Genomic DNA, 22,629 nt, shown 5'->3' with positions numbered 1-22,629 from the left:
GCCCCGCCCGACCAGCCGGACGGCACGGCAGCCGGTCCGCCGCACGTGCTGCGTCATGCGGGCCGTTGCGCTGTCACGACGTATGAAAAAAAAACGGCGGTCCTTCCCGCAGAGGAAGGGCCGCCGTTGTGCGTTCGCCATGGAGCGGGCGCGGCGTACGCGTGGTGCGGATCAGATGACCTTGTTCAGGGAATATTCGATGATGCCTTCGGCGCCGGCGCTGCGCAGGCGGGGAATGAGGTCGCGTACCACGTCAATGTGGATAACCGTTTCCACCGAAAGCCACTTGTCATCGCGCAGGGGCGAAACCGTGGGAGAATTGAGGGCGGGCAGCATTTCGAGAATGGCTTCCAGATTGGCCGCAGGGGCGTTCATCTTGAGCGCCACCAGGTTTTCGGCCCGCAGGGCGCCCTGCAGCAGCAGGTCCAGCTGCTCGATCTTGGTGCGCTTGCGCGGGTCCGCCCAGGCGTCCTTGTTGGCAATGAGCACCGGGTAGGAGCACATGACCTCATCGATGATGCGCAGGCCGTGGGCGCGGATGGTCGTGCCGGTTTCGGTCACTTCCACGATGCCGTCCGCCAGCCCTTCCACCACCTTGGCTTCGGTGGCGCCCCAGGAATAGAAGATGTCAACGTCAACGCCCAGCTTGTCAAAGTACTTGTGGGTCAGGCCCTGCAATTCCGTGGCAATGCGCTTGCCCTTGAGGTCCTGCGGCGTCTGATAGGGGGAATCGCCGGCCACGGCCAGCACCCAGCGGCAGGGGCGGTTGGACGTCTTGGAATAGGTGAGCTTGGAGATGATTTCCACGTCCTTGTCATGTCCGCATTCATGCAGCCAGTCCAGGCCCACAATGCCCACATCCAGAATGCCGGCGGCAATGTAGCCGCCGATTTCCTGCACACGGCAGAGCGAGGCCGTGATTTCGGGGTCGTTGATGTCGGGAAAGTAGTTGCGGGTATGCTTGCGGATTTTCCAGCCCGCGCGTTCAAAAAGATTGATGGTGGCTTCTTCCAGCGAGCCTTTGGGCACGCCCAGCTTGATGATGGCATTGGAATGTGGGTTCATTGCATGCTCCGGGCCTGTGGCCCTGTTGTTCAAAAAAGAGCGCCCGCCAGGGCGCGTCGTGTCGGTTAGCGGCCGTAAACCGTGCGGGGATCAAAAACCATGGGCGAACAGTAGCGCACCTGTCCCTTTTCCCACTGCCGGTAGAAGCAGGAGCGCCGGCCGGTATGGCAGGCCGCGCCGCCGATCTGTTCGATGCGCAGCACAATGGCGTCGCTGTCACAGTCCAGCAGGATGGCGTGAACCTTCTGCACATGGCCCGACGTGCCGCCCTTGTGCCACAGCTCGCCGCGGCTGCGGCTCCAGTAGTGGGCCTCGCCGGTGGCCAGCGTGCGCTGCCAGGCTTCTTCGTTCATGTAGGCCAGCATGAGCACTTCGCCGGTGGTCACATCCTGTGCCACGGCAGGCAGAAGGCCCTTGCTGAAATCCGGGGCGAAATCGACGGGCGTGTCCATGAAAACTCCTTCTTTTTCCGTTTGCCGCCGCAACGGCAGGCGTTCCTTCCGCCATGGCAGGCAGAAGCGGAACAGATGTACGCTAGCCGCAATCGGCAGCGGACGCAAGGTCTCTCTGTGACAGGAGGGTTTTCTCTGCGGGCTTTTTGTGTGACAGGGGAGGCCGTTCCGCCATGCCCTGCCGCGCGGCGGGCGGGAGCACCCGCGGCGGCTTCCTTGCGGGATGCCATGAAATGGGCTATGCTGATGCGTTGTGATATAAAATACATAACTGTGTTGCCCATCGAGAAGACTATGTCCCAAGAGCTTGAAAAAGAATCCGCTGCCCCCGCTGACGAAGGGAGCTGTTCCCCTGTGACCGGCGATGAATCCGGAGAAACGCTTGCGGTGGAAGAGCCGGAAAACGCCCTGCCCGCCGTAACCCTGGAAGCGCTGCCCGACGCCATGCGCCAGGCCTGCGCACGGGCCGGCTGGACCCGGCTCATGCCGGTGCAGTCCCTGGCGCTGCCCTATCTCATGGCCCGCCGCGACATCATGGTGCAGTCGCGCACGGGCAGCGGCAAGACCGGGGCCTATCTGCTGCCCATGCTGCCCGAACTGGACCCGGCCGAGCAGCGGCCGCAGGCCCTGGTGCTGGTGCCCACACGGGAACTGGCCGTGCAGGTGGAGCACGAGGCCGGCATCATTTTTGACGGAACGGGCATCCGCCATGTGGCCGTCTATGGTGGGGTGGGCTACGGCAAGCAGATGGACGCCCTGCGCGACGGCGCCCAGCTCATCGTGGGCACGCCGGGCCGCGTGCTGGACCACCTGCTGCGCCACACCCTTTCGCTGGACAGCCTGCGCCTGCTGGTCTTTGACGAGGCTGACCGCATGCTGTCCATCGGCTTCTACCCCGACATGAAGGAAGTGCAGCGCTATCTGCCGCGCCGGCGGGTGCACACCTGCATGTTTTCGGCCACCTATCCGCCGCACGTGCTGCGCCTGGCCGGGGAATTCATGGAAGACCCCTCCATGCTTTCCCTGTCCTGCCGGACGGTGCATGTGGCCGAGGTGCAGCATCTGTTCTGCGCCTGCCGCCCCATGGACAAGGACCGCGTGCTGGTGCGCCTGCTGGAGACGGAAAATCCGGCATCGGCCATTATTTTTTGCAATACCAAGGCCAATGTGCACTATGTGACCAGCGTCCTGCAGGGCTTTGGCTACAATGCGGAGGAACTGTCGGCGGACCTCTCCCAGAACCGCCGCGAGGCCGTGCTGGACAAGATCCGCCGGGGCGCTCTCCAGTATCTGGTGGCCACGGACGTGGCCGCGCGCGGCATCGATATTCCGGCGCTGTCCCATGTGTTTCTGTATGAACCCCCGGAAGATCACGAAAGCTACATCCATCGTGCCGGCCGTACCGGCCGCGCGGGAGCGGCGGGTACGGTGATCTCGCTGGTGGATGTCATGCAGCGCATGGAGCTGGAGCGCATTGCCCGGCACTATCATATTGCCATTACCGAGATTCCGGCGCCCACTGACGAGGATGTGGCGGCCGTGGCCGGCGCCCGTCTGCTCACGGTGCTGGAGGCGCGTTTCCGCAAGCTCACCGGTCTGGAGCGCGAGCGCGTGGCCCGCTATCTGCCGCTGGTGCGCGATCTGTGCCGCCAGGAAGAGGGGGACGGCGAGCGTATGCTGGCCATGCTGCTGGATGCCTGTCATCAGGAAATCCTGCGCGAAAGCCGTTTCCCCGAAGGACGGCCCCAGGCGCCTGCCGGTGACAGAAGGAGCGGCTCGCGGGAAGAGGGTGGCCGGTCGTCACGTTCCCGCCGGCGTCGTTCGGAACGCAAGAGCGAAAACCGGGAAGGCGCGCCGGCAGTACAGAGCGGGGACGAGGCTGCGGCTTCCGCCCCTGAGGCAGCGGTCCCGGACGGGCAGGAGACGCCGGCATCGACGGCAACAGCGGGCCATGAGGGTTCCCGGCGGCGGCGTTCGGGACGCCGGCGTCGCGGGCGCGGCCGGCAGGACACGGAGGCTGCCGCACCGGCGGCAGTGCCGGAAGAGGACTAGCCGCCATGCCCGAAACAGCCGGCGGGGCGCCGGAGGCCGCGGCCATGCCCGTGCCGCAGCACAGCGCACCGGGAGGGCAGGCCGCCCTTGTGCAGGAAGCCCTGGACAATTTTGCGGTGCTGCTGGATGATGCCGATTTCGAGGCCACCTTTCGCATCATGGGCCTGGGCCGGCTGCATGTGCTCCGGCGGCGGCAGATGCTGGCGGAATGCCGGGGGCTGTATGTGGGCCTCTGGCGTCTGGCCTTGCAGCGCTCCTTTCCCGGCGATGCCGACAGCATGCTGGAAGCCTTCAGCCTGCGTTACCGCCAGCAGCACCCGGACAAGGCGTCGGCGGCAGCCCTGGACAGGGCCGTGCCCTACTGGGACATGCTGCGCATCCGCGGCGAAAGCGACTTTACGGAAGTGGCCCGGCATCTTGCGTCTTTTTTTTCCCTGGATGACAGGGCGGAGCGGAGCATGATTCTGCGTCTCGTCCTGCACATTCGCAAGCTGTATACCGAAATATTTCGACGTCTCATCTGAAACCCGCAGGTAACTCATGCACATGGATCCGCGTTCTTCGTCATCCCGCAGGGAGTCGGGCCTGACCATCGGCAATTTCGACGGCGTGCACCGGGGGCATCAGGCCCTCATCGGGCGCACGGTGGAAGTGTGCCGGGGGGCCGGACTGCGCTGCTGCGTCCTGACGTTCTGGCCCCATCCCCGTGCCGTGCTGGGCAGCGGACAGGCCCCGCCCCCTCTGACGGATCGCACGGAGCGCCGGCGCCGCATCCTGGCGCTGGGGGTGGATGAGGTGCTGGAGCTGGAATTCACGCCGGACCTGGCCTGCACCGCCCCGGAGGACTTTGTGCGGCAGCAGCTCATGCCGCTGCACCTGCGGGCGCTGGTCATCGGGCATGATTTTTCCCTGGGGCGCGGTCGCAGCGGAGACCCCGATGTCCTGCGCCAGCTGGGGCGGCGGTACAGCTTTGGCGTGGAGCAGCTGGACCCGGTGATGCTGGATGGCGACATCATCAGCTCGTCCCGCATCCGGCGCTGCGTGGCCGAAGGCAATGTGGCCGCCGCGGCGCGCCTGCTGGGCTGCTGGCACAGCTGCCGCGGTCCGGTCATTCACGGCGACGGCCGCGGGACTGGCCTGGGCTTTCCCACGGCCAATATGGGCCTGCCGGATACGCTGGTGCCGGCGCCGGGGGTGTATGCCACCCTGGCCAGGCCGGAAGATGGCCAGCGGGTGTGGCCGGCCGTGACCAATATCGGCCGCAAGCCCACCTTTGACGGTACCAGCATGAGTATTGAAAGTTTTCTGCTGGACGCGCATGCCGACCTGTACGGCCGCACCCTGCGTCTGGATTTTGTGGAACGCCTGCGCGATGAGCGCCGCTTTGCCTCCGTGGAGGACCTGACCCGCCAGATCAGTCTGGATGTGTCCCGTGCCCGCGTCATTCTGGACTGGGCGGTGCGCCGCGGCGTTGCCCCTGCAAACTGATGGGAGGTCGCATGATTCGCGCCGACATCCATATGCACACCTGCATTTCCCACGGGCAGGCCACGGTGGAGGAAATGTATCAGGCAGCCTGCCAGACCGGGCTGGACTATGTGGGCTTTTCCGAGCATTCCCCGCTGCCGGAGGGCTTTTTCTGCCGCCTGTACCGCGAGGACTTTGCCGCCAGCTTTCCCGGCTACTGCCAGGAGGTGCTGGCGCTGAAGCAGCGGGAGACGACCGGTCCGCAGGTGCTGCTGGGGACGGAATTGGACTGGATTCCCTCCAATATGCCCTATATGCGGCAGCTGCTGGCGGCTCATCCCTTTGATTACGTCATCGGTTCGCTGCACTATCTGGACGAGATGTCCGTGGGCTACAATGCCAACTGGAACTGCTCCGAGGAAGAAGCCTTTGCCCGTTTTACGTATTATTACCGGGTCATGGCCCATATGGCCCGTTCAGGGCTGGTGCACATCGCCTCGCATCCTGACTTCATCAAGCTGCATTGTTTTGACCTGTTCAATTACTGGTTGTGGCAGCCCGGCAGCCGGGAGGTCATCGGCGAGACCCTGGCGGTCCTGCGTCAGTGCGGTGTGGTCATGGAAGTCTCTTCCGCCGGCCTGCGGCAGAAATTTTGTGAACCCTATCCGGGTCCCATGATCATGGACATGGCCGCACGGGAGGGTGTCCTCATCTCGCTGGCATCCGATGCCCACCGTCCCCAGGAGGTGGCCTATGCCTTTGACGAGCTGGCCCGCTACGCCCGCAGCTACGGCTATCGGGAAAGTGCCATTTTCATCGGCGGCCAGCGGACCATGCTGCCGTTCTAGGGCGTAATTCGCCGTACCGTCAGGCCCCGGAGCCTGGCAGGCATGCCACACGGAACACATACGGCCGTTCCCCGTCTGGGGGGCGGCCGTTTTGCGTGGCTTATGGCTGCGAGGGTTGCGGTCAGCGTGGCATGCCGGTATCGTCCCCGGCAGCGTCCTTCCCGGCCGCAGCGGGCAGGTGCAGGATTTCCAGCGGAAGGCTGCGCTGCATGTCCTCCAGGGCCAGCAGCACCATGGGACGCATGTGCGGGGAAAAGACGACCTTGAGCAGGGCCTCCCGTCTGTCCAGCACCGTGAAGTAGGCCAGGTTTTCCCGGGCTTCCAGCAAAAAGCGGAACAGGGCCGTATGGCAGGCGGGCAGGCGCACGTACAGGCAGTCCGTGTGCCGCGCCGGGGGCAGGGCAGGGGCCGCGCTGCGCCGCTGCCGCAGAGCCGGGGGACGCTGCGGGCGGTCTGTGTGGCCGGCGGGAATCGGGCAGGACGGAAGGGACGGGCCGTCGCTCATCTCAGTACCAGCCGAAATAGCGCATGCCCGCCACAAAGAGCATGGCAAAGAGAATGGTGCCGAAGAAGCTCCTGGTCTTCCAGGCCACCAGCAGGGAAGGAATGGCCGCCACCAGGTAGAGATTGGACGGACCGGGATTGAACCTGTCCTCATAAAAGAATATCTGCGCAGACAGCAGGGCGGCCATGACCGAAACCGGCACAAAGGACAGCCAGTGCCGCAGCAGGGGGGGCAGCTTTTCGGTTTTCAGAAACATGACCGGCACAATGCGGGGAATGAGCGTGACCAGCATGCAGCCCGCGATGCACCAGAGCAGTTCGGCGTTCTGGGTGAGCCAGTTCATGCCTCTTCCTCCGTGGCGGCCTCCCGGACCGTCTGGCGGCGTGTGAGCAGCCAGGTGCCGGCACAGGCGGCCAGCACCGTGGCAATGACCACATTCCACTGGCCCACACCGGCCACCTTGAGGCCCAGCGACAGGATGCCCGCCAGCAGGGCCGTGACCACGTGCAGACGGCTGGTACACTGCGGCACCAGCAGGGCCAGAAACATGGCGGTTAGGGCATAGTCCAGGCCCAGCGGCCGGACATCGGTCACCAGTTCACCACAGAAGACCCCCAGGGCCGTCCCGCCCACCCAGGCACTGTGCGCCGTGATATTGCAGGAAAACAGGGTAACCGCCGAAAGCTGCCAGCCTTTCTGAAAGGCGCCGATGTGCACGCCGAAGGTTTCGTCCGTCAGTTCGCAGCCAAAGAGAAAGCGCTGCCAGCGCCGCAGGGGTGCCAGATAGGGCGCCAGCGCCGCGGACATGAGCAGATGCCGCAGATTGACCACAAAGACGGCCACGATAATGGACAGGGCACCGGCTCCCGCCCCCCACAGTCCCGCTGTCACAAACTGGCCGGAACCGGCAAAGTGCAGCACGGACATGAGCACCGCCAGCGAGGGCGGAATGTTGTTCTTGACGGCCAGCACGCCAAAGGCGAAACCTACGGGCACGTAACCGAGAACGATGGGCAGGGCACGGCGGATGCCCGCCGCAAGGGGCGATGAAGACGGCATGATTCCTCCACAGGGGCAGTCTGGCTGCCCGGAATGCAGGGCGGGAGGTTAGCGCGATAGAAACGGTCTGGCAAGGCTCCGGCGCGGGGAATCTCTGCCGTCGTCACCGGAAAGGAGAAAGACATGATCATGACAGCAGCCAGGGAGCGTTCTCTCGTCAGCCTGTCCCTGCTCTGTTTTGCGCTGGCCGATGTGCGGGACGGCCTGGGGCCGTTTCTGGGGGTGTATCTGCAACAGTGCGGCTGGACGCCCGATGCCATCGGCTATGCCATGACCCTGGGCGGTCTGGTGGCCGTGGGGTCCGCGCCCCTGCTGGGCGCCCTGACCGATGCCACACGGCACAAGCGGCTGTGCATGGCCGTGGTGGTGCTGGGCCTTGTGCTGGCGGCCGGCAGCGTGTTTCTGCATCCGGTGCCGTGGCTGGTGGGCATGAGCCAGCTGGGGCAGGGCGTCATGGGCGCCGCGGTGGCCCCCCTGCTCAGCGGGCTGACCCTGGGCATGGTGGGCCAGGCCGGGCTGCCGGCCCGCCTGGGACGCAACGAGGCCTGGAACCATGCCGGCAATGCCACCAGCGCCGTGCTGGGCGGCCTGGTAGGCTGGTTCTGCGGACTGGCCGGGGTGTTTCTGGTCATGGCCGGCATGGGCGTGCTGGCCCTGCTGGCCGTGCGGGGCATGGACCCGGCCTGCATTGATCACAATGTGGCCCGCGGGCTGGAAGCGGAGCCGCAGGGCCATGCCGCCCACGAGGTCCGCACGGAAGGGTGCCTGGCCTCGTCCTTCAGGCTGCTGCTGGGCAACCGGGCCTTGTTCTGCGTGGGCCTTATTCTGCTGTTTTTTCATCTGGGCAATGCGGCCATGCTGCCCCTGCTGGGGCAGTCCGCCGTGGCCCGTTTTGACGTGAATCCCGCTGTCTATACGGCCTGCACGGTGGTGCTGGCCCAGCTTGTCATGGTGGGGGCCGCCCTCTGGACGGCCCGGCTGGCTGCCCGGCGCGGTTATGGCCCGGCCCTGTTCTGCGCCCTGCTGGTCCTGCCCGTGCGGGGCTGCATTGCGGGTTTCTGGCACAGCCCGTGGAGCATTGTGCCCGTCCAGCTGCTGGACGGCATGGGCGCCGGTGTGCTGGGCGTGGTGACGCCCGGCGTGGTGGCCGTGCTGCTGCGCGGCAGCGGGCACGTGAACTTGGGGCTGGGCATGGTCATGACCATGCAGGGCATAGGCGCGGCATTCAGCACCACCTGGGGCGGCCTCTTTGCCCAGTATGCGGGCTACAGCGCGGCCTTTCTGGCACTGGCGGCCGCGCCCTGCGTGGCCCTGCTCTGCCTGCTGCGAGGGCTGCGCCGCCTGCCTGCCCTGCGGCGTGCCCTGGCCCGGCAGGGGGGTGGCAATCCTTCGGGAGAGGCGGCGGCAAGGCCGCTGGACAGTGCCCGGCCTGACTGATAGCACAGAAAAAACCACATTTCGGGAGGAATATCATGCAGCGTCATCATTTTGGTCCCCGTACCTTGACCTATCCCATGCCTGCTCTGCTCATCGGCTCCTATGATGCCGAAGGCCGGGCCAACATCATGACGGCCGCCTGGGGCGGCATATGTTGTTCCACCCCGCCCTGCATGGCCGTTTCCGTGCGGCACGAACGCTGGACGCACAAGGCCATTCTGGAACGCCGGGCCTTTACCGTGAACGTGCCCTCCACCGCGCTGGTGGCGCAGACCGACCTGGCCGGCATGGTCAGCGGTGCGGTCATGGACAAATTTGCGGTCACGGGCCTGACGGCCGTGCGCAGCACGCTGGTGGATGCGCCTTATGTGGCCCAGTGCCCGCTGGTGCTGGAATGCGAGCTGATCCAGACCCTTGACCTGGGCAGCCATACGCAGATGGTGGGCAAGATTCTTGACGTGAGCGCGCTGGAATCCTGCATGGACGGCGACCAGCCGGATATTTCCAGGGTGGACCCCCTGGTCTATGACGGCGCCAGCCGGCGATATTACGGTCTGGGCCGGGAGGTGGCGCAGGCCTATGCCGCAGGCCGCATCTATCTGGACGACAAGGATAAAAACTAAGCCGGGACCGCGGCCGGCAGCACCGGCTGCGTCCCGTTGGGGACGTGCCTCCGGCAGCGGAAAAAACCCTTGACAGTATTTTCTGAAAGGGATACAAACATCGAAATCAGCATCGCTGGATCCTTGGCGATGACATCCTGAATTCACGGGGTGGCCTGAAAAGGCCCCCTTTTTTTTATCCCGGCGAAAGTCCCGAAGCGAGGTCCGCCATGAGCCAGAATCCTGTTACGGAAGCCGTTGTCCGGCTTGCGGCACCTGTGGTGCGCTCCCTGGGGCTTGTGATCTGGGGCGTGGAAGTCGTGCAGGGCGGGCGCATGATCGTCCGCCTTTTTGTGGATGTGCCGTCCGACGGTCGCAATCCCCACCATGTGGCCGGGCAGGACGCGGAAGCGGATGTCTCCGCTGCGCCGCTGTCGGCCAGCATTGAACAGTGCGAGGAAATTTCCCGCCACCTGGGCCTGGCGCTGGAGGTGGAGGATGTGGTGCCTCAGGCCTATGTGCTGGAAGTGTCCACCCCCGGTTTCAACCGGCTGTTCTTCCGGACGGAGCAGATGCGGCCCTACGTGGGCGACATGATCGAGGCCCGCATGACCGCCGCCTGGCAGCCCGAAGGCGCCCCTGCGCCCCGGCGGACCTGGAAGGGCCTGCTGCGGGCCGTGGAGGGGGAAGCCTTTGTGCTGGAGCCGGCCAGCCTGACCCCGGAAGGCGAGGTGCTGCCCGAGGCCCTGCCCGCCGTGCGCATTCCGTGGGAACGCACCCGGCGCGTGGCGCGGGTCCATATTTTCCGCACCCCGGCAAAACCCGGCAGGACCGGCCGCCAGACCCCGCGCAAGCCGGCCGCTCCGGCTGCCGAAAAGCCCGCCAGACCCCGGCGCCCCCGCAAGAACGAGGCCCTGGACGATGACGTGGCATCGGCCATCCAGTAAGGCGTAACAGACCCGGCAACGGGCATGCCGTCCCCGTTGGGACAAGATTGCCGCCGCATCCGGCGGCACGGAGGCAGACGTATGAATCTTGAACTCAAGAAGGCCATCGAGCAGATCAGCAAGGACAAGGGCCTTGACCGCGAGATGCTCATCGAAACGCTGGTGGAAGCCGTGCGCACCTCCGTCCTGCGCCGCTTCAGCGAAGACATGGACGTGGAAGTGTCCTATAACGACGATACCGGCGACATCGAAGTCTACCAGTTCAAGATTGTGGTCAAGGATGGCGAGCTGGAAGACCCGGATACGCAGATCGAGCTGTCCGATGCCCGCACCCATGATCCCTCCGTGCAGGTGGATGATGAAATGGGCTTTCGCGTCAAGGTGGAAGACCTGGGGCGCATTGCGGCCCAGTCCGCCAAGCAGGTCATCATCCAGCGCATGCGCGATGCCGAGCAGGAAATCATCTATGACGAGTACAAGGACCGGGTGGGCGAAATCATTTCCGGCATTGTGCAGCGTCGCGACAAGGGCGGCTGGGTGGTCAACCTGGGCCGCACCGAAGCCATCCTGCCGCGCGAGGAGCAGATTCCCCGCGAGCACTACAAGCGCAATGACCGCGTGCAGGCCCTGATCATCGAGGTGCGCAAGGAGGGCCGCGGCCCGCAGATCGTCATTTCCCGTGCGCATCGCGACTACATGGCCGCGCTCTTCCGCCGCGAAGTGCCGGAGGTGGACGACGGCGTGGTGCAGATCATGGGCGTGGCCCGCGATCCCGGCTCCCGCGCCAAGGTGGCCGTGCTTTCCCGCGAGCGGGATGTGGACCCTGTGGGCGCCTGCGTGGGCGTGCGCGGTTCGCGCATCCAGAACATCGTGCAGGAACTGCGCGGCGAGCGCATCGACATTGTGGTCTGGAGCGCGGATATCGCCACCTATGCCCGCAATGCCCTGGCCCCGGCCCTGGTGTCCCGCATTGTGGTGGATGAGGAAGAAAACCTGCTGGAAGTCATTGTGCCCGATGACCAGCTGACCAACGCCATCGGCCGCAAGGGCCAGAACGTCAAGCTGGCGGCCCGTCTGCTGGGCTGGAAGGTCGATATCTTCACCGAAAGCCGCTACAACGAGGCCAATGCCATCGGCCACGGCCTGCAGCAGGTGGCCAGCGTGGCCGAAGTCTCCATCGAAGCCCTGCTGGAAGCCGGGTATTCCTCGCTGGAAAAGCTGCGGGAAGCCACGGACGAGGAGCTTGCCGATAAACTGACCATTTCTGCCGGGCGTATTGCGGACCTGCGTTCGGCCATCAATTTCCTTGCTCCGGTGGTGGAAAAGGATCCCGAATCCTCCGCTGTGGAGCTGCTGAAGGTCGATGACGCCGGAGCGTCCGCAGAAACGTCCCATGACGACAAGTAGTGCCGGTCCCGCAGATGCTGCCGCGCCCCATGTGCCGGTGCGCATGTGCGTCATCTGCCGGGAACGCTTCGCCAAGGCAGCGCTCACGCGCTATGTGAAGGATGAGCACGGAAATTTGAGTATCGATGCGTCCATGACCAGCCCGGGCAGGGGATGGTATGTGTGCGACAAGCCGGAATGCGCAAGACGCTTTGCCAGCTACCGGCCTGCCGCCCGGCGCAAGGGGGGGAAGAATGCCTGATAGCAAGTTGAAAGTAAGAGATCTGGCCAGCGAACTGTCTGTACAGCCCAAGGATGTGCTGGCTGTGCTGCGTGAGCTGGAGTTGCCCGGCAAGACGGCCACGGCCGCCGTGGCTCCCGAGGACGCCGCGCGCGTGCGCGAGGTTTTTGCCGCCAGGCAGGACGGGGGCCGCAAGGAACCGCAGCCCGGTGATGTCATTGTGCGCCGCCGTCGGGTAAAGGAACCCGCTGCGGCCGAAAAGGCCCCGGAAGCGGCGCCTGCCCCGGAAGCCCCCGTGGCGGAGCAGACCGCTCCCCGCGAGGAAGCCCCCCGGAAGGACACGGAACCGGCGGCGCCCGCTGCCGCAGCGCAGGCGCCGGCACCCGCTGAGGAAGCCGCCCCGGCGCCCCAGCCCGAGGCCAGGCCGGTGGAAAAGCCCGCCGCCCGGCCGGCAAAGGCCGCGCCCACCATGCGCAATGCGCGCATTGTGACGCCGGCGCGCGTCATCAGCCGTCCCGGAGATGCCGTGGCGGAAACGCACGCCGCGCCCGCTGCCGCTGCTTCCGCCCCCAGGCCGGTGGAAAAGCCTGCGGAAAAGGCCAGGGTGGCAGAGGCTGCTCCCGTGACGCCGGCGCCGGCCGCCGAGGCCGGAACCGCCGAAAAGGCGCGGCCTGCCCGCCACGCCCGCCCCGATGCGTCCGCCATGCCGGAAGGTTCTTCCGCGCCCACGCTGCCCCCGCGCGCGCCGGAACAACGCGAACGGGAAGCCGAGGCGGCGCCTGTTCAGGAAGAGGCCACGCCGCAGCGTGCCCGCGTCATTGCGCCGGCTCCCGCGCCGCAGGTACGTATCATCAGCCGGCCTGCGCCCGGCAGCGCCCCTGCCCATGCCGCCGGCCATCATGACCGTAACGAACGCGGCGCCCGCCATGACAATCGTGCCGCAGAGGGCAGGGAAGGGCGCGACAGTCGTCCGCCCCGTTCCGGCGGTCGCCCCGGTGGCGACAGCCGCGGGCCGCGCACCGGCGGCTATGCGGCGCCTGCCCAGCCGACCCCGGCCGACAGTCGCGACGGCCAGAGCAAGAAAAAGCGCAACAAGGGCCGCCGCACGGTGGACTTCCAGCAGGGGGATTTTGGCCGCAACGACGATGATGATGTGCCGCGCATGAACCGCGGCAAGAGCCGCCGCAAGCCCGGCAAGGCTCTTCCCGCCGCCCAGCAGGCCACCCAGCCGCTCAAGGCCGTCAAGCGCAAGATTCGCGTGGACGAGGCCATCCGCGTGGCGGACATGGCGCATCAGATGGGCCTCAAGGTCAATGAGATCATCAAGGTGCTCTTTGGTCTGGGGGTCATGGCCACCATCAACCAGTCGCTGGATATTGACACGGCTACCCTGGTGGCGGCCGAATTCGGCTATGAAGTGGAAAAGACCGGCTTCTCCGAAGAGGACTACCTGCTGCCCTCCGAGCCTGACCGGCCCGAAGACCTGAAGCCCCGTCCGCCGGTGGTCACCATCATGGGCCACGTGGACCATGGCAAGACCTCCCTGCTGGACGCCATCCGCAAGTCCAATATCACCAGCGGCGAAGCGGGCGGCATCACCCAGCATATCGGTGCCTATCACGTCAAGACCAAGCGCGGCGAAATCGTCTTTCTTGACACGCCCGGGCACGAGGCCTTCACGGCCATGCGCGCCCGTGGCGCCCAGGTGACGGACCTGGTCATTCTTGTGGTGGCGGCCGATGACGGCGTCATGGAACAGACCCGCGAGGCCATCAACCACGCCAGGGCGGCCGGTGTGCCCATCATGGTGGCGGTCAACAAGATGGACAAGCCCGGTGCCGACCCGGACCGCGTGCTGCGCGAACTGTCCGAACTGGGTCTGCAACCCGAAGAGTGGGGCGGCGATACCATTGTGGCACGCGTGTCCGCCAAGACCCGTCAGGGCCTGGACGAACTGCTGGAACTGGTGGCCCTTCAGGCAGAAATCCTGGAACTCAAGGCCAATCCCAACAAGCCTGCCCACGGCCGCATTGTGGAAGCCAAGCTGGACAAGGGCCGTGGCCCCGTGGCCACGGTGCTCATCCAGGAAGGGACGCTGCGTCAGGGCGACAACTTTGTGTGCGGCCAGTTCTCCGGCCGCGTGCGGGCGCTGGTCAACGACCAGGGCAAGAAGGTCAAGGAAGCCGGCCCCTCCATTCCCGTGGAAGTGCAGGGCTTTGATGGCGTGCCCGAAGCCGGGGAGGAATTCTTCTCCGTGGCGGATGAAAAGCTGGCCCGCCGCATCGCCGATGCCCGTGCCATCAAGCAGCGGGAAAAGGACCTGGCCAGCGAATCGCGCGTGACTCTGGAAACCTTCCTCTCGCGCCGTGCCTCGGATCAGGAGGCCCTGACCCTCAACCTGGTGCTCAAGGCCGACGTGCAGGGCACGCTGGAAGCCATCACCGAAGCGCTCACCAAGCAGAGCACCGACAAGGTGCGCATCAGCGTGGTGCATGGCGGTACCGGGGCCATTACGGAATCGGACATCCTGCTGGCCAGTGCCTCGCAGGCCATCATCATCGGCTTCAACGTGCGGCCCACGGCCAAGATCAAGGATGTGGCCGAACGCGAGAACGTGGATATCCGCTTCTATGACATCATCTACAAGCTGGTGGATGACATCAAGAGCGCCATGGCCGGTCTGCTGGCTCCCGTGCAGCGCGAGGTCTACCTGGGCCAGGCCGAGGTGCGCAATACCTTCAGCGTGCCCAAGGTGGGCATCATTGCCGGCTCCTACGTGGCCGATGGCAAGATTGCCCGCAATGCCGGCGTGCGCCTGCTGCGTGACGGCGTGGTGGTCTATACCGGCAAGGTCAGTTCCCTTCGCCGCTTCAAGGACGACGTGCGCGAGGTGGTCAAGGGCAACGAATGCGGCGTGGGTCTTGAAAACTTCAATGACATCAAGATCGGCGACGTTATCGAGGCCTTCGAAACCGTGGAAGAAGCCGCAACCCTGTAAGCACTTGCCACGGCCCGTGGCGGCCGCGGATGACAGAGGGGAACTCCCGCGCGGGGGTTCCCCTTTCTGTTGCCGGGCAGGCGGCTTGCGGGCGGCGGGCCTTTTGGGGCATAGTGGCAGTAACGGACAAGGAGCAAAAAAGCCCTATGGCGGAAATGTTTGTGGCAGTGCTGACCGTGGAATTTGCCCTGCACGGCAACGACAATCTCAAGGCCAAGCGCCGCGTGGCCAACAGTCTCAAGCAGAAGGTGCGCAACCGCTTCAACGTGGCCGTTGCCGAAGCGGGGACGGAAGAAAGCCTTACGCGCTTGCGCCTGGCCGTCACGTCGCTGTCCAATAACGAAGGCCATCTGCGCAGCCGCATGGACAAGTGCGTGCTCATGATGGAGGCGGTCTGTCCAGAAGAAATGACCGACAGCGAGGTGGAAATCTATGCCCTTGACTGATCTTGTGCCCGACGGCTGGCGCGAGCCGGCCCGGCAGGTGGTAACGGCTCTGCGCGGGCTGGACCGCATCATCATTGCCGCTCACGTCAACCCCGATGGCGATGCCCTGGGTTCCATGGCGGCGGCCGGCTGGCTGCTGCGGGCGCTGGGGCGGGAATGCGTGCTGTACAGCCGCAGCGGCGTGCCGGACTACCTGCGCTTTCTGCCCCTGCCCGGGGTCATGCACGACACCGTGCAGCACCTGCCTTTTGCGCCGCAGGCGGCCCTGCTGCTGGACTGCGGCGAGCCGCACCGCCTGGGCGATGAGCTGGCCAGGTGTCTGCCCGGCCTGCGCACCGTCAATGTGGACCATCACCTGGGCGGCGGCATGGGCAGCGAGTTTTCCTGGATACAGCCCGAGGCGGCGGCCACGGCCCAGCTGATGGCCTGTGTGGCGCTGTGCGCCGGCGCGGCCTTGCGCGGTCCGCTGGCCGAGGCCATAGCCTTGGGGCTTGTGACGGACACGGGCGGTTTTGCCCACGGGAATACCAGTGCCCACGTGCTGCGGCTGGCCGCCCATCTTGTGGAAAACGGCTGCGATATTCCGCTGCTGCGGCAGCGGCTGGAGCATTGCTGGAGCATGGCCCGCATGCGGCTCTGGGCGCGCCTCATGGAGCGGCTGGATCTGCACTGCGGCGGCCGGCTGGTTTCCTGCCTGGTGCGGCTGGAAGACCTGCGCCGCAGCGGCGCCTGCAAGGAGGACCTGGAAGGTTTTGTGGAGCAGATGCGGCGTCTTGCCGGCGTACAGGCTGCCATCCTGCTGCGCGAGGATGCGCCGGGCGTTTACAAGTTCAGCCTGCGTTCCTTTGGCAGCATTGATGTGCGCAGTGCCGCCATGCAGCTGGGTGGGGGCGGTCATCTCAATGCCGCCGGCGGGACCTTGCACATGGACGCAACTCGAGCTATGGAACAGGTTGTGGATTCTGTTGCTGCCATTCTGAAAGAACATACGCAAAGTAGGAATCTTTGCTAAGGAGGACATTATGGCGGAACATGCAAATGAGACGTCCTGTCGTGAAGCAGGGCAGGGGGCGATCAGTCGCCGTCGCTTTCTTCTCGGGCTTGTGGCTGCGGGGATGGCCTATATGGCGCCTGCCCTGCTGGGCCTGGATGAGGCGGAAGCCGCTCCGGGAAGACCCACCCGGCGTTCCCGTCCGGGCAGACGTCCGTCCCGTCCGGGCCGTCGTCCGTCGCGCCCCGGCAGGCCCGGCCGACGTGGCCCCTCGCGCCCCGGTCGCCGCGGACCGTCCCGTCCTGGGCGGCGTCCGTCACGTCCCGGCAGGCCCGGCAGACCCGGTCCTTCCCGTCCTGGCAGACCCGGCAGACCCGGTCCCTCGCGGCCCGGCAGACCTGGTGACCGCGACGGGCGTCGGCCACCGTTTGGCATCTAACACCTGAAAAAAAGGGACGGGACCCCGCAGCCGCGGGCTGTCCCGTCCCGTCGTTTTGGGGCAATGTCGGTCATGTTCTCCCGAAGCGGGAAAACGCCGGCATTGCCTCCATGCTTCAGGAGAGAGACGTTCATGCACGCATCCTCTGTTCACCTGTCTCGAAAAACGACACGCAGCAGTCGCCGGCATTTTTTGCTGGGACTGGTGGCTGCCGGACTGGCCTATGCCGCACCGACCCTTACCGGTCTGGACGAGGCGCAGGCCCATTCGCACAGGACCCGCCGTACCCGGCGCACCCGCTATACGGCACATACGCGCTACACGCGGCGCAGCCGTTACAGCCGTTATGACGACTATCCTGCCCGCCATGACCGCGGCTACCGTGACGACCGCCGCATGGATACTGGCGGTTTCCGCCGTGACTGATGCCGGGAGGCCGGTGTGCCCATGAGCGCGGCGGTGGATATGCGTTTTGCCTTTCTGCCGGGCGTGCTGCGCTTTCTGCCCGGCAGGGGGCAGGCCGAGGCTCTGACGGCCGTTGGCCGCATGCTGGCCCGCTGGCCCGTGCAGCTGGCAGCGCCTGCCGCAGACCAGCAGCCGCTGCTTGTGGTGCAGCCGCTGGACGGGGGAGGCTTTCGCCTGCACGGCGTCAGTCCCGAAGCCACGGCCTTCACGCCGGCCCGGCCTGGGCAACGGGGCTGTCTGCTGGCGCCGGGCTACAGTTTTGAACCCACACTGGCCTGTCTGGCCTGCACCCTGGCCATCGAGCTGGTGGCCGTGCACGAGGCCCTGGCCGCCCCCTGCATGGGGGTGCATGGCGCCGCGGCCACGCGCCATGGCCTGACGCTGCTTTTCTGCGGGCAACACCGAGCAGGCAAGAGCGCTCTGCTGACGGAACTCATGCTCGCCGGCTGGCAGGGCATTGGCGATGACATGCTGGGGCTTTCGCCGCAGGGGGAGGTGGTGGCCTACGGACTGGCGCCACGCCTGCGCCTGCCGCTGCCGCCGTCCCGCCGTCTGCCCGCCTTTCTGGCCCAGGCCGAGCACGTGGCCTGTGCCGACAGCGACTATCTGTGCTGTGATCCCCTGGCGCTGCCCCTGTGCCCCACGGGGGCACGCCTGCCCGTGGACGGCATTGTGCTGCTGGACCGGCAGGACAGCGGGAAGGATACCGCCCCCGCTGCCCTGGAGGCGCCGGCCGGAAGTCTTGGCCTGCGGGCCATGTTGCAGCGCTTTCTGCTGCGGGACGGCAAGGCCGGGCAGGCCCTGGTCACGGCCAGCCGCCTGGTGGAGCAGGTGCCCTGCCGCATACTGCGCTACACAAGCCTGGAAGAGGCCGTGACCTTGCTGGACTGTTGGCCGGGAGAAGGCGTGAGCGCGCCCGGCCTTCCGGCGGCAGACCCTGCCGTGCCGCCTGGCCTGACCGGGCTGCGGGGGGGAAGGGTTCTGCGCCGGCGCACTGCCCGGCGTCCCCATGACAGGCGCGTCGCCACGGAGGCGGCCGCGGCCTGGAGGCAGCGGCCGGGCACAGTTTTTCGCAAGAAGGGCGAGGGCGGCTTTCTGGCCAGGGACGAACGGGCCTGCGGGCCGGAAGGGCGCATTTTTCATCTCAACAGCATGGGCTGTGTCCTCTGGCAGCTCTGGGAGACGGCAGGCAGCGAGGCCGAACTGGCGGAGCTGCTGGAAGAGGCCTTTCCGGGAACAGCCCCCCGCACTATCCGCCGGGATGTTCGCCGCCTGCGGCAGCAGCTGTGCGCGGCCGGCTTTCTGGAGGCGGCCCCGCTGCCCACAGAGGAATGAGGGCCAGGCGGCCCGTGCCGGGGAGCAGGCAGGGATCGCTTTGCGGTACGTCGTCAGCCGGGCCGGGCGGAAGAGGGGCCGGTGAGGAAAAGGCTTTGACTTGAGCGCCCTTCGCGGCTATTCTCCCTGTCTGCGCTATGACGAACCGTGATCCGCAACCTGCCTCTCTGCCGCAACTGCATGGCGTGCTGGTGCTCGACAAGCCTTCCGGGCCGACATCGGCCCGCTGTCTTTCCATGCTCAAGCGCCTGGGGCAGAAGAAAATCGGCCATGCCGGCACCCTGGACCCCATGGCTTCGGGCGTGCTGCTGGTGCTGCTGGGGCAGGGCACCAAGATCGCCTCGCACCTGCTGGCGGACGGCGGCAAGGTTTACCGCGGTCAGCTGCGCCTCGGGCAGGAAACCGATACCTGGGACATCCAGGGACAGGTGCTGCGCGAGGCCCCGTGGCAGGACATTGACGAGGAGGCCGTGCGGGCCGAAGTGGCCCGCTGGCAAGAGCTGACCGAGCAGGAAGTGCCCGCCTATTCTGCGGCCAAGCATCAGGGGCAGCCCCTGTACAAGCTGGCCCGCAAGGGGCAGGCCGCCCCGGTGAAGGTCAAGCGCATGGAAATTTCGCAGGCGGAGGTGCTGGACATGCACCTTCCTTTTGTCCGCTTTCGGGTTGCCTGCAGTTCCGGCACCTACATACGCTCCCTGGCCCACAGCTTGGGGAAGCGACTCGGGTGCGGAGCCGTGCTCACGGAACTGACCCGCGAGTACAGTCACCCCTTTGGTCTGGATGCCGCCGTTTCGCTGGATGATGTGCTGGCCGACCCTGTCCGCATGGTCCGCGGGCTGCGCCCCATTGCCGAGGCGCTGCCGCACTGGCCCCGCGTGAGCCTTTCGGCTGACGAGGCCCGGCAGGTGCGCAACGGGCATGCTGTGCCCTGCCATGAGGAGGGCACACGCGCCCTGCTTATGGAAAACGGTTGCGAACTGGCCCTGGCCCGGCGTCAGGACAGTCCGTCCGGCCCGTGCTGGACCATTGTGCGGGGACTCTGGAACTAACTTCATCCTCAAGGAGAACTGCTGTGGTGATGGACGCTAATCAGAAAAAGGCCGTTATTGAAGCCCATGCCAAACACGAAGGCGACACGGGTTCGCCGGAAGTGCAGGTGGCCCTGCTTACCGCCCGCATCGAAGGGCTGACCGGCCATTTCAAGGTCCACAAGAAGGACTTCCACTCCCGCACGGGTCTGCTCAAGCTGGTGGGCCAGCGGCGCAATATCCTGAACTACCTCAAGCGGAAGGATATTCAGCGTTACCGCGCCCTCATCGAAAAGCTGGGCCTGCGCAAGTAAGTCCGATTTTTGGCTGGGGGAGTCGCCGGGCGGCTCCCCCTTGCCGCATTTTGCGGCAGAAAAACGCCCCCGCCCGGGGGCATAACGCAGGAAGGGGGGTCCGGGAAAAGCAGGCAGCAGACCCCGCAGACGCCGGTGGCCGGCCGCTGCCCGTTTTTGTCGGAATCCCCTTCATTCGAGGCTATCATGTCTGACATGCTCAATCCCACCCGCGTGACCGCCATGGTCGGCGGCAAGGAAATCATCCTGGAAACCGGCCGTCTGGCCAATCAGGCCCACGGCGCCGTCTGGATGCAGTGCGGCGGCACGGTGGTGCTGGTCACGGTCTGCTCCCAGCCCCTGGAATTCGACAAGGGCTTCTTTCCGCTGACGGTGGAATATTCCGAAAAGATGTACGCCGCCGGGCGCATTCCCGGCAGCTTCTTCCGCCGTGAAATCGGCCGTCCTTCCGAGCGCGAAACCCTGGTTTCCCGCCTCATCGACCGGCCCATCCGTCCGCTCTTCCCCAAGGGCCTCAATGAGGACGTGCAGGTGCTGGCCGGCGTCATCTCCGCGGATACGGAAAACGATCCCGATGTGCTGGCCCTCACCGGCGCTTCGGCGGCGGTGCTGCTGTCGCCCCTGCCCTTTGAAGGGCCGGTGGCCGGCGGGCGCATCGGCCGCATCAACGGCCAGTTTGTGCTCAATCCCTCCTACGAGGAGCAGGAGCGCAGTGATCTCAACATCGTTTTTGCCGCGTCTGCCGATGCCCTGACCATGGTGGAAGGCGAAGCCCGCTTTGTGCCGGAAGAGGTGATCATTGAGGCTCTGGAATGGGGCCGCAAGGAAATCCAGCCTCTCATTGCGGCGCAGCTGCGCCTGCGCGAACTGGCCGGCAAGGAAAAGATGCCCTTTACCCCGCATGAGGACAATCCCGTGCTGGTGGCCCGCGTGGAAGAACTGGCCCGCGCGGCCGGCATTGACGAGGCCATGCGCGTGCCCGAAAAAATGGCCCGCAAGGATGCCCGCAAGGTGGTGAAGGACAAGGTCATGGAAGCCCTCAAGGCAGACCCGGCCTGGGCCGAAAGCGAAGACCTCAAGGAAGTGGGCGAGATCATCGGTGCGCTGGAAAAGAAGATCGTGCGCGCCCGCATTGTCAATGAGGGCATCCGCATTGACGGCCGTGACACCAAGACCGTGCGCCCCATCACCATCCAGACCGGCCTGCTGCCCCGCGCCCATGGTTCGGCCCTGTTCCGCCGCGGTGAAACCAAGTCCATGGTGGTGACCACGCTGGGATCCTCCACCGATGAACAGCGCGTGGACAGCCTGGTGGGTGACGTGACCAAGCGCTTCATGCTGCACTACAACTTCCCGCCCTTCTGCGTGGGGGAAGTGAAGCCCGTGCGCATTTCCCGGCGTGAAATCGGCCACGGCGCCCTGGCGGAAAAGTCCCTGCGCCCGGTGCTGCCGGCCGAAGCGGACTTTCCCTTCACCGTGCGCGTGGTGGCTGAAACCGTGGAATCCAACGGCTCGTCGTCCATGGCGGCCGTCTGCGGCGGTTCCCTGTCGCTCATGGACGCCGGCGTGCCGGTGAGTGCGCCGGTGGCCGGTGTGGCCATGGGGCTTATCAAGGAAGGCGACAAGTTCATCGTGCTGACGGACATTCTGGGGGACGAGGACGCCCTGGGCGACATGGACTTCAAGATTGCCGGCACGGCTGAAGGCGTCACCGGCGTGCAGATGGACATCAAGATTACCGGCCTGACCACGGAAATCATGCGTCAGGCCATGCAGCAGGCCCACGAAGGCCGCCTGCATATCCTGGGCGAAATGGCCAAGGTCATTGCCGAACCGCGCAAGGAACTTTCCCGCTATGCGCCCCAGCATGCCGAACTCTATGTCAATCCCGACATCATCCGCCTCATCATCGGCCCCGGCGGCAAGAACATCAAGGCCATCACCTCGGCCACGGGTGCGTCCGTGGACATTGAGGACTCGGGCCGCGTCTCCATCTTTGCGCCCACGGCCGATGCTCTGGAAAAGGCCCGCGAGATGGTCAGCTACTATGACCAGCGCCCCGAACTGGGCAAGAACTATACCGCCAAGGTCAAGAAGATCATGGACATTGGCGTCATTGTGGAAGTGCTGCCCAATGTGGAAGCCCTGGTGCATGTCTCGCAGCTGGACGTGAACCGCGTGGAACAGCCCAGCGACGTGGCCCGCATCGGCGAAGACATGGTGGTGAAGGTCATCGAGATCAATGGCGACCGCATCCGCGCCAGCCGCAAGGCCGTGCTGCTGGAGGAACAGGGACATCCCTGGAATCCCGAGGAAACCGCCCGCCCGCAGCGCGACCGTCGCGACCGTGGTGACCGCGGGGACCGGCGCGGGCATGGCCGTGACCGCGGCGATCGTGGAGATCGCGGGGATCGCGGTGACCGCGGGGACCGTGGCGAGCGCCGCTAGCTCGTGATGTGCCGGGGCCGCCATGCGGTCCCCGGACCGCAGGACATGCAATGAAAACTCCCGTGCGCGGCGCGCCCTGCGCCAGCGCAGCGGGAGGGGAAACA

22 protein-coding genes are annotated in these 22,629 nt (G+C 65.9%); 17 read left to right on the top strand and 5 right to left on the bottom strand.

The features are described from left to right. Positions 1-171: 171 nt before the first annotated feature. Positions 172-1,065 (bottom strand): ATP phosphoribosyltransferase, encoded by an 894-nt coding sequence (gene hisG, locus Q0J57_RS03675; protein WP_297217196.1) that lies wholly within the window; start codon positions 1,063-1,065, stop codon positions 172-174. A 65-nt stretch (positions 1,066-1,130) separates the two neighbouring features. Next, complete coding sequence (gene hisI, locus Q0J57_RS03670; RefSeq protein WP_297217194.1) at positions 1,131-1,517, bottom strand: phosphoribosyl-AMP cyclohydrolase; 387 nt, start codon at positions 1,515-1,517, stop codon at positions 1,131-1,133. 294 nt (positions 1,518-1,811) lie between these two features. Between hisI and Q0J57_RS03665 the strand changes: the two genes are divergently transcribed. The 4 genes from Q0J57_RS03665 to Q0J57_RS03650 are packed head-to-tail and all read left to right on the top strand — an operon-like array spanning position 1,812 to position 5,884. After that, positions 1,812-3,569 carry a DEAD/DEAH box helicase gene (locus Q0J57_RS03665; protein WP_297217192.1) on the top strand — a complete coding sequence of 586 codons (1,758 nt, stop codon included), beginning with the start codon at positions 1,812-1,814 and terminating at the stop codon, positions 3,567-3,569. A gap of 5 nt (positions 3,570-3,574) precedes the next feature. Further along, on the top strand, positions 3,575-4,093 hold the full coding sequence (locus tag Q0J57_RS03660) for a hypothetical protein (protein ID WP_297217191.1): 519 nt from the start codon (positions 3,575-3,577) through the stop codon (positions 4,091-4,093). 22 nt (positions 4,094-4,115) lie between these two features. Continuing rightward, complete coding sequence (locus tag Q0J57_RS03655) at positions 4,116-5,057, top strand: bifunctional riboflavin kinase/FAD synthetase (RefSeq protein ID WP_297217189.1); 942 nt, start codon at positions 4,116-4,118, stop codon at positions 5,055-5,057. Between the two features lie 11 nt (positions 5,058-5,068). Further along, the gene (locus Q0J57_RS03650) at positions 5,069-5,884 is read left to right on the top strand and encodes a histidinol-phosphatase (protein ID WP_297217187.1); all 816 of its coding nucleotides are present in this window, start codon (positions 5,069-5,071) and stop codon (positions 5,882-5,884) included. A 121-nt stretch (positions 5,885-6,005) separates the two neighbouring features. On the opposite strand, the gene Q0J57_RS03645 is transcribed toward Q0J57_RS03650, so the two are convergent. From Q0J57_RS03645 to Q0J57_RS03635, 3 genes are all read right to left on the bottom strand, one after another. Then, entirely contained in the window at positions 6,006-6,251 is a 246-nt protein-coding gene (locus Q0J57_RS03645) for a DUF4911 domain-containing protein (protein ID WP_297217185.1), read from the bottom strand. 139 nt (positions 6,252-6,390) lie between these two features. Then, the gene (locus tag Q0J57_RS03640; protein ID WP_297217183.1) at positions 6,391-6,732 is read right to left on the bottom strand and encodes an AzlD domain-containing protein; all 342 of its coding nucleotides are present in this window, start codon (positions 6,730-6,732) and stop codon (positions 6,391-6,393) included. Beyond that, positions 6,729-7,448, bottom strand: coding sequence for an AzlC family ABC transporter permease (locus tag Q0J57_RS03635; RefSeq protein ID WP_297217181.1), 720 nt, complete (start codon positions 7,446-7,448; stop codon positions 6,729-6,731). The genes Q0J57_RS03640 and Q0J57_RS03635 overlap by 4 nt, the downstream gene beginning before the upstream one ends. Before the next feature lie 123 nt (positions 7,449-7,571). Here Q0J57_RS03635 and Q0J57_RS03630 point away from each other — a divergent pair, with 123 nt between their 5' ends. The 13 genes from Q0J57_RS03630 (at position 7,572) to pnp (ending at position 22,525) form a co-directional block, all read left to right on the top strand. Next, on the top strand, positions 7,572-8,885 hold the full coding sequence (locus tag Q0J57_RS03630) for an MFS transporter (RefSeq protein ID WP_297217179.1): 1,314 nt from the start codon (positions 7,572-7,574) through the stop codon (positions 8,883-8,885). A 35-nt stretch (positions 8,886-8,920) separates the two neighbouring features. Then, positions 8,921-9,508 (top strand): flavin reductase family protein, encoded by a 588-nt coding sequence (locus tag Q0J57_RS03625; protein ID WP_297217177.1) that lies wholly within the window; start codon positions 8,921-8,923, stop codon positions 9,506-9,508. Positions 9,509-9,717: 209 nt separating this feature from the next. Continuing rightward, positions 9,718-10,434, top strand: coding sequence for a ribosome maturation factor RimP (locus Q0J57_RS03620; RefSeq protein ID WP_297217175.1), 717 nt, complete (start codon positions 9,718-9,720; stop codon positions 10,432-10,434). Between the two features lie 81 nt (positions 10,435-10,515). Then, positions 10,516-11,841: a transcription termination factor NusA gene (gene nusA / locus Q0J57_RS03615; RefSeq protein ID WP_297217173.1), complete on the top strand. Its 1,326-nt coding sequence runs from the start codon at positions 10,516-10,518 to the stop codon at positions 11,839-11,841. After that, positions 11,828-12,082 (top strand): YlxR family protein, encoded by a 255-nt coding sequence (locus tag Q0J57_RS03610; RefSeq protein WP_297217171.1) that lies wholly within the window; start codon positions 11,828-11,830, stop codon positions 12,080-12,082. Before nusA ends, Q0J57_RS03610 begins: the two co-directional genes overlap by 14 nt. Next, positions 12,075-15,059, top strand: a complete 2,985-nt coding sequence (gene infB / locus Q0J57_RS03605) for a translation initiation factor IF-2 (RefSeq protein ID WP_297217169.1) — start codon at positions 12,075-12,077, stop codon at positions 15,057-15,059. The genes Q0J57_RS03610 and infB overlap by 8 nt, the downstream gene beginning before the upstream one ends. Before the next feature lie 155 nt (positions 15,060-15,214). Further along, positions 15,215-15,505, top strand: a complete 291-nt coding sequence (locus Q0J57_RS03600) for a DUF503 domain-containing protein (RefSeq protein ID WP_297217432.1) — start codon at positions 15,215-15,217, stop codon at positions 15,503-15,505. Next, positions 15,492-16,517 (top strand): bifunctional oligoribonuclease/PAP phosphatase NrnA, encoded by a 1,026-nt coding sequence (locus Q0J57_RS03595; RefSeq protein WP_297217167.1) that lies wholly within the window; start codon positions 15,492-15,494, stop codon positions 16,515-16,517. The genes Q0J57_RS03600 and Q0J57_RS03595 overlap by 14 nt, the downstream gene beginning before the upstream one ends. A 550-nt stretch (positions 16,518-17,067) precedes the next feature. Next, positions 17,068-17,361 carry a hypothetical protein gene (locus Q0J57_RS03590; RefSeq protein ID WP_297217165.1) on the top strand — a complete coding sequence of 98 codons (294 nt, stop codon included), beginning with the start codon at positions 17,068-17,070 and terminating at the stop codon, positions 17,359-17,361. A 39-nt stretch (positions 17,362-17,400) separates the two neighbouring features. After that, positions 17,401-18,735, top strand: a complete 1,335-nt coding sequence (locus Q0J57_RS03585; protein WP_297217163.1) for a PqqD family peptide modification chaperone — start codon at positions 17,401-17,403, stop codon at positions 18,733-18,735. 137 nt (positions 18,736-18,872) lie between these two features. Further along, entirely contained in the window at positions 18,873-19,784 is a 912-nt protein-coding gene (truB, locus tag Q0J57_RS03580; RefSeq protein ID WP_297217161.1) for a tRNA pseudouridine(55) synthase TruB, read from the top strand. 29 nt (positions 19,785-19,813) lie between these two features. After that, a complete protein-coding gene (rpsO, locus tag Q0J57_RS03575; protein WP_297217430.1) occupies positions 19,814-20,077 on the top strand; it encodes a 30S ribosomal protein S15 in 264 nt (87 codons plus the stop codon). 186 nt (positions 20,078-20,263) lie between these two features. Next, complete coding sequence (gene pnp, locus Q0J57_RS03570) at positions 20,264-22,525, top strand: polyribonucleotide nucleotidyltransferase (protein WP_297217159.1); 2,262 nt, start codon at positions 20,264-20,266, stop codon at positions 22,523-22,525. Positions 22,526-22,629 lie beyond the last annotated feature (104 nt).

The organism is uncultured Desulfovibrio sp., assembly GCF_944324505.1.
Lineage (GTDB): Bacteria > Desulfobacterota > Desulfovibrionia > Desulfovibrionales > Desulfovibrionaceae > Desulfovibrio.
The sequence above is the reverse complement of the archived record's forward strand: the minus strand, read 5'-3'. Positions and strand labels throughout refer to the sequence as shown.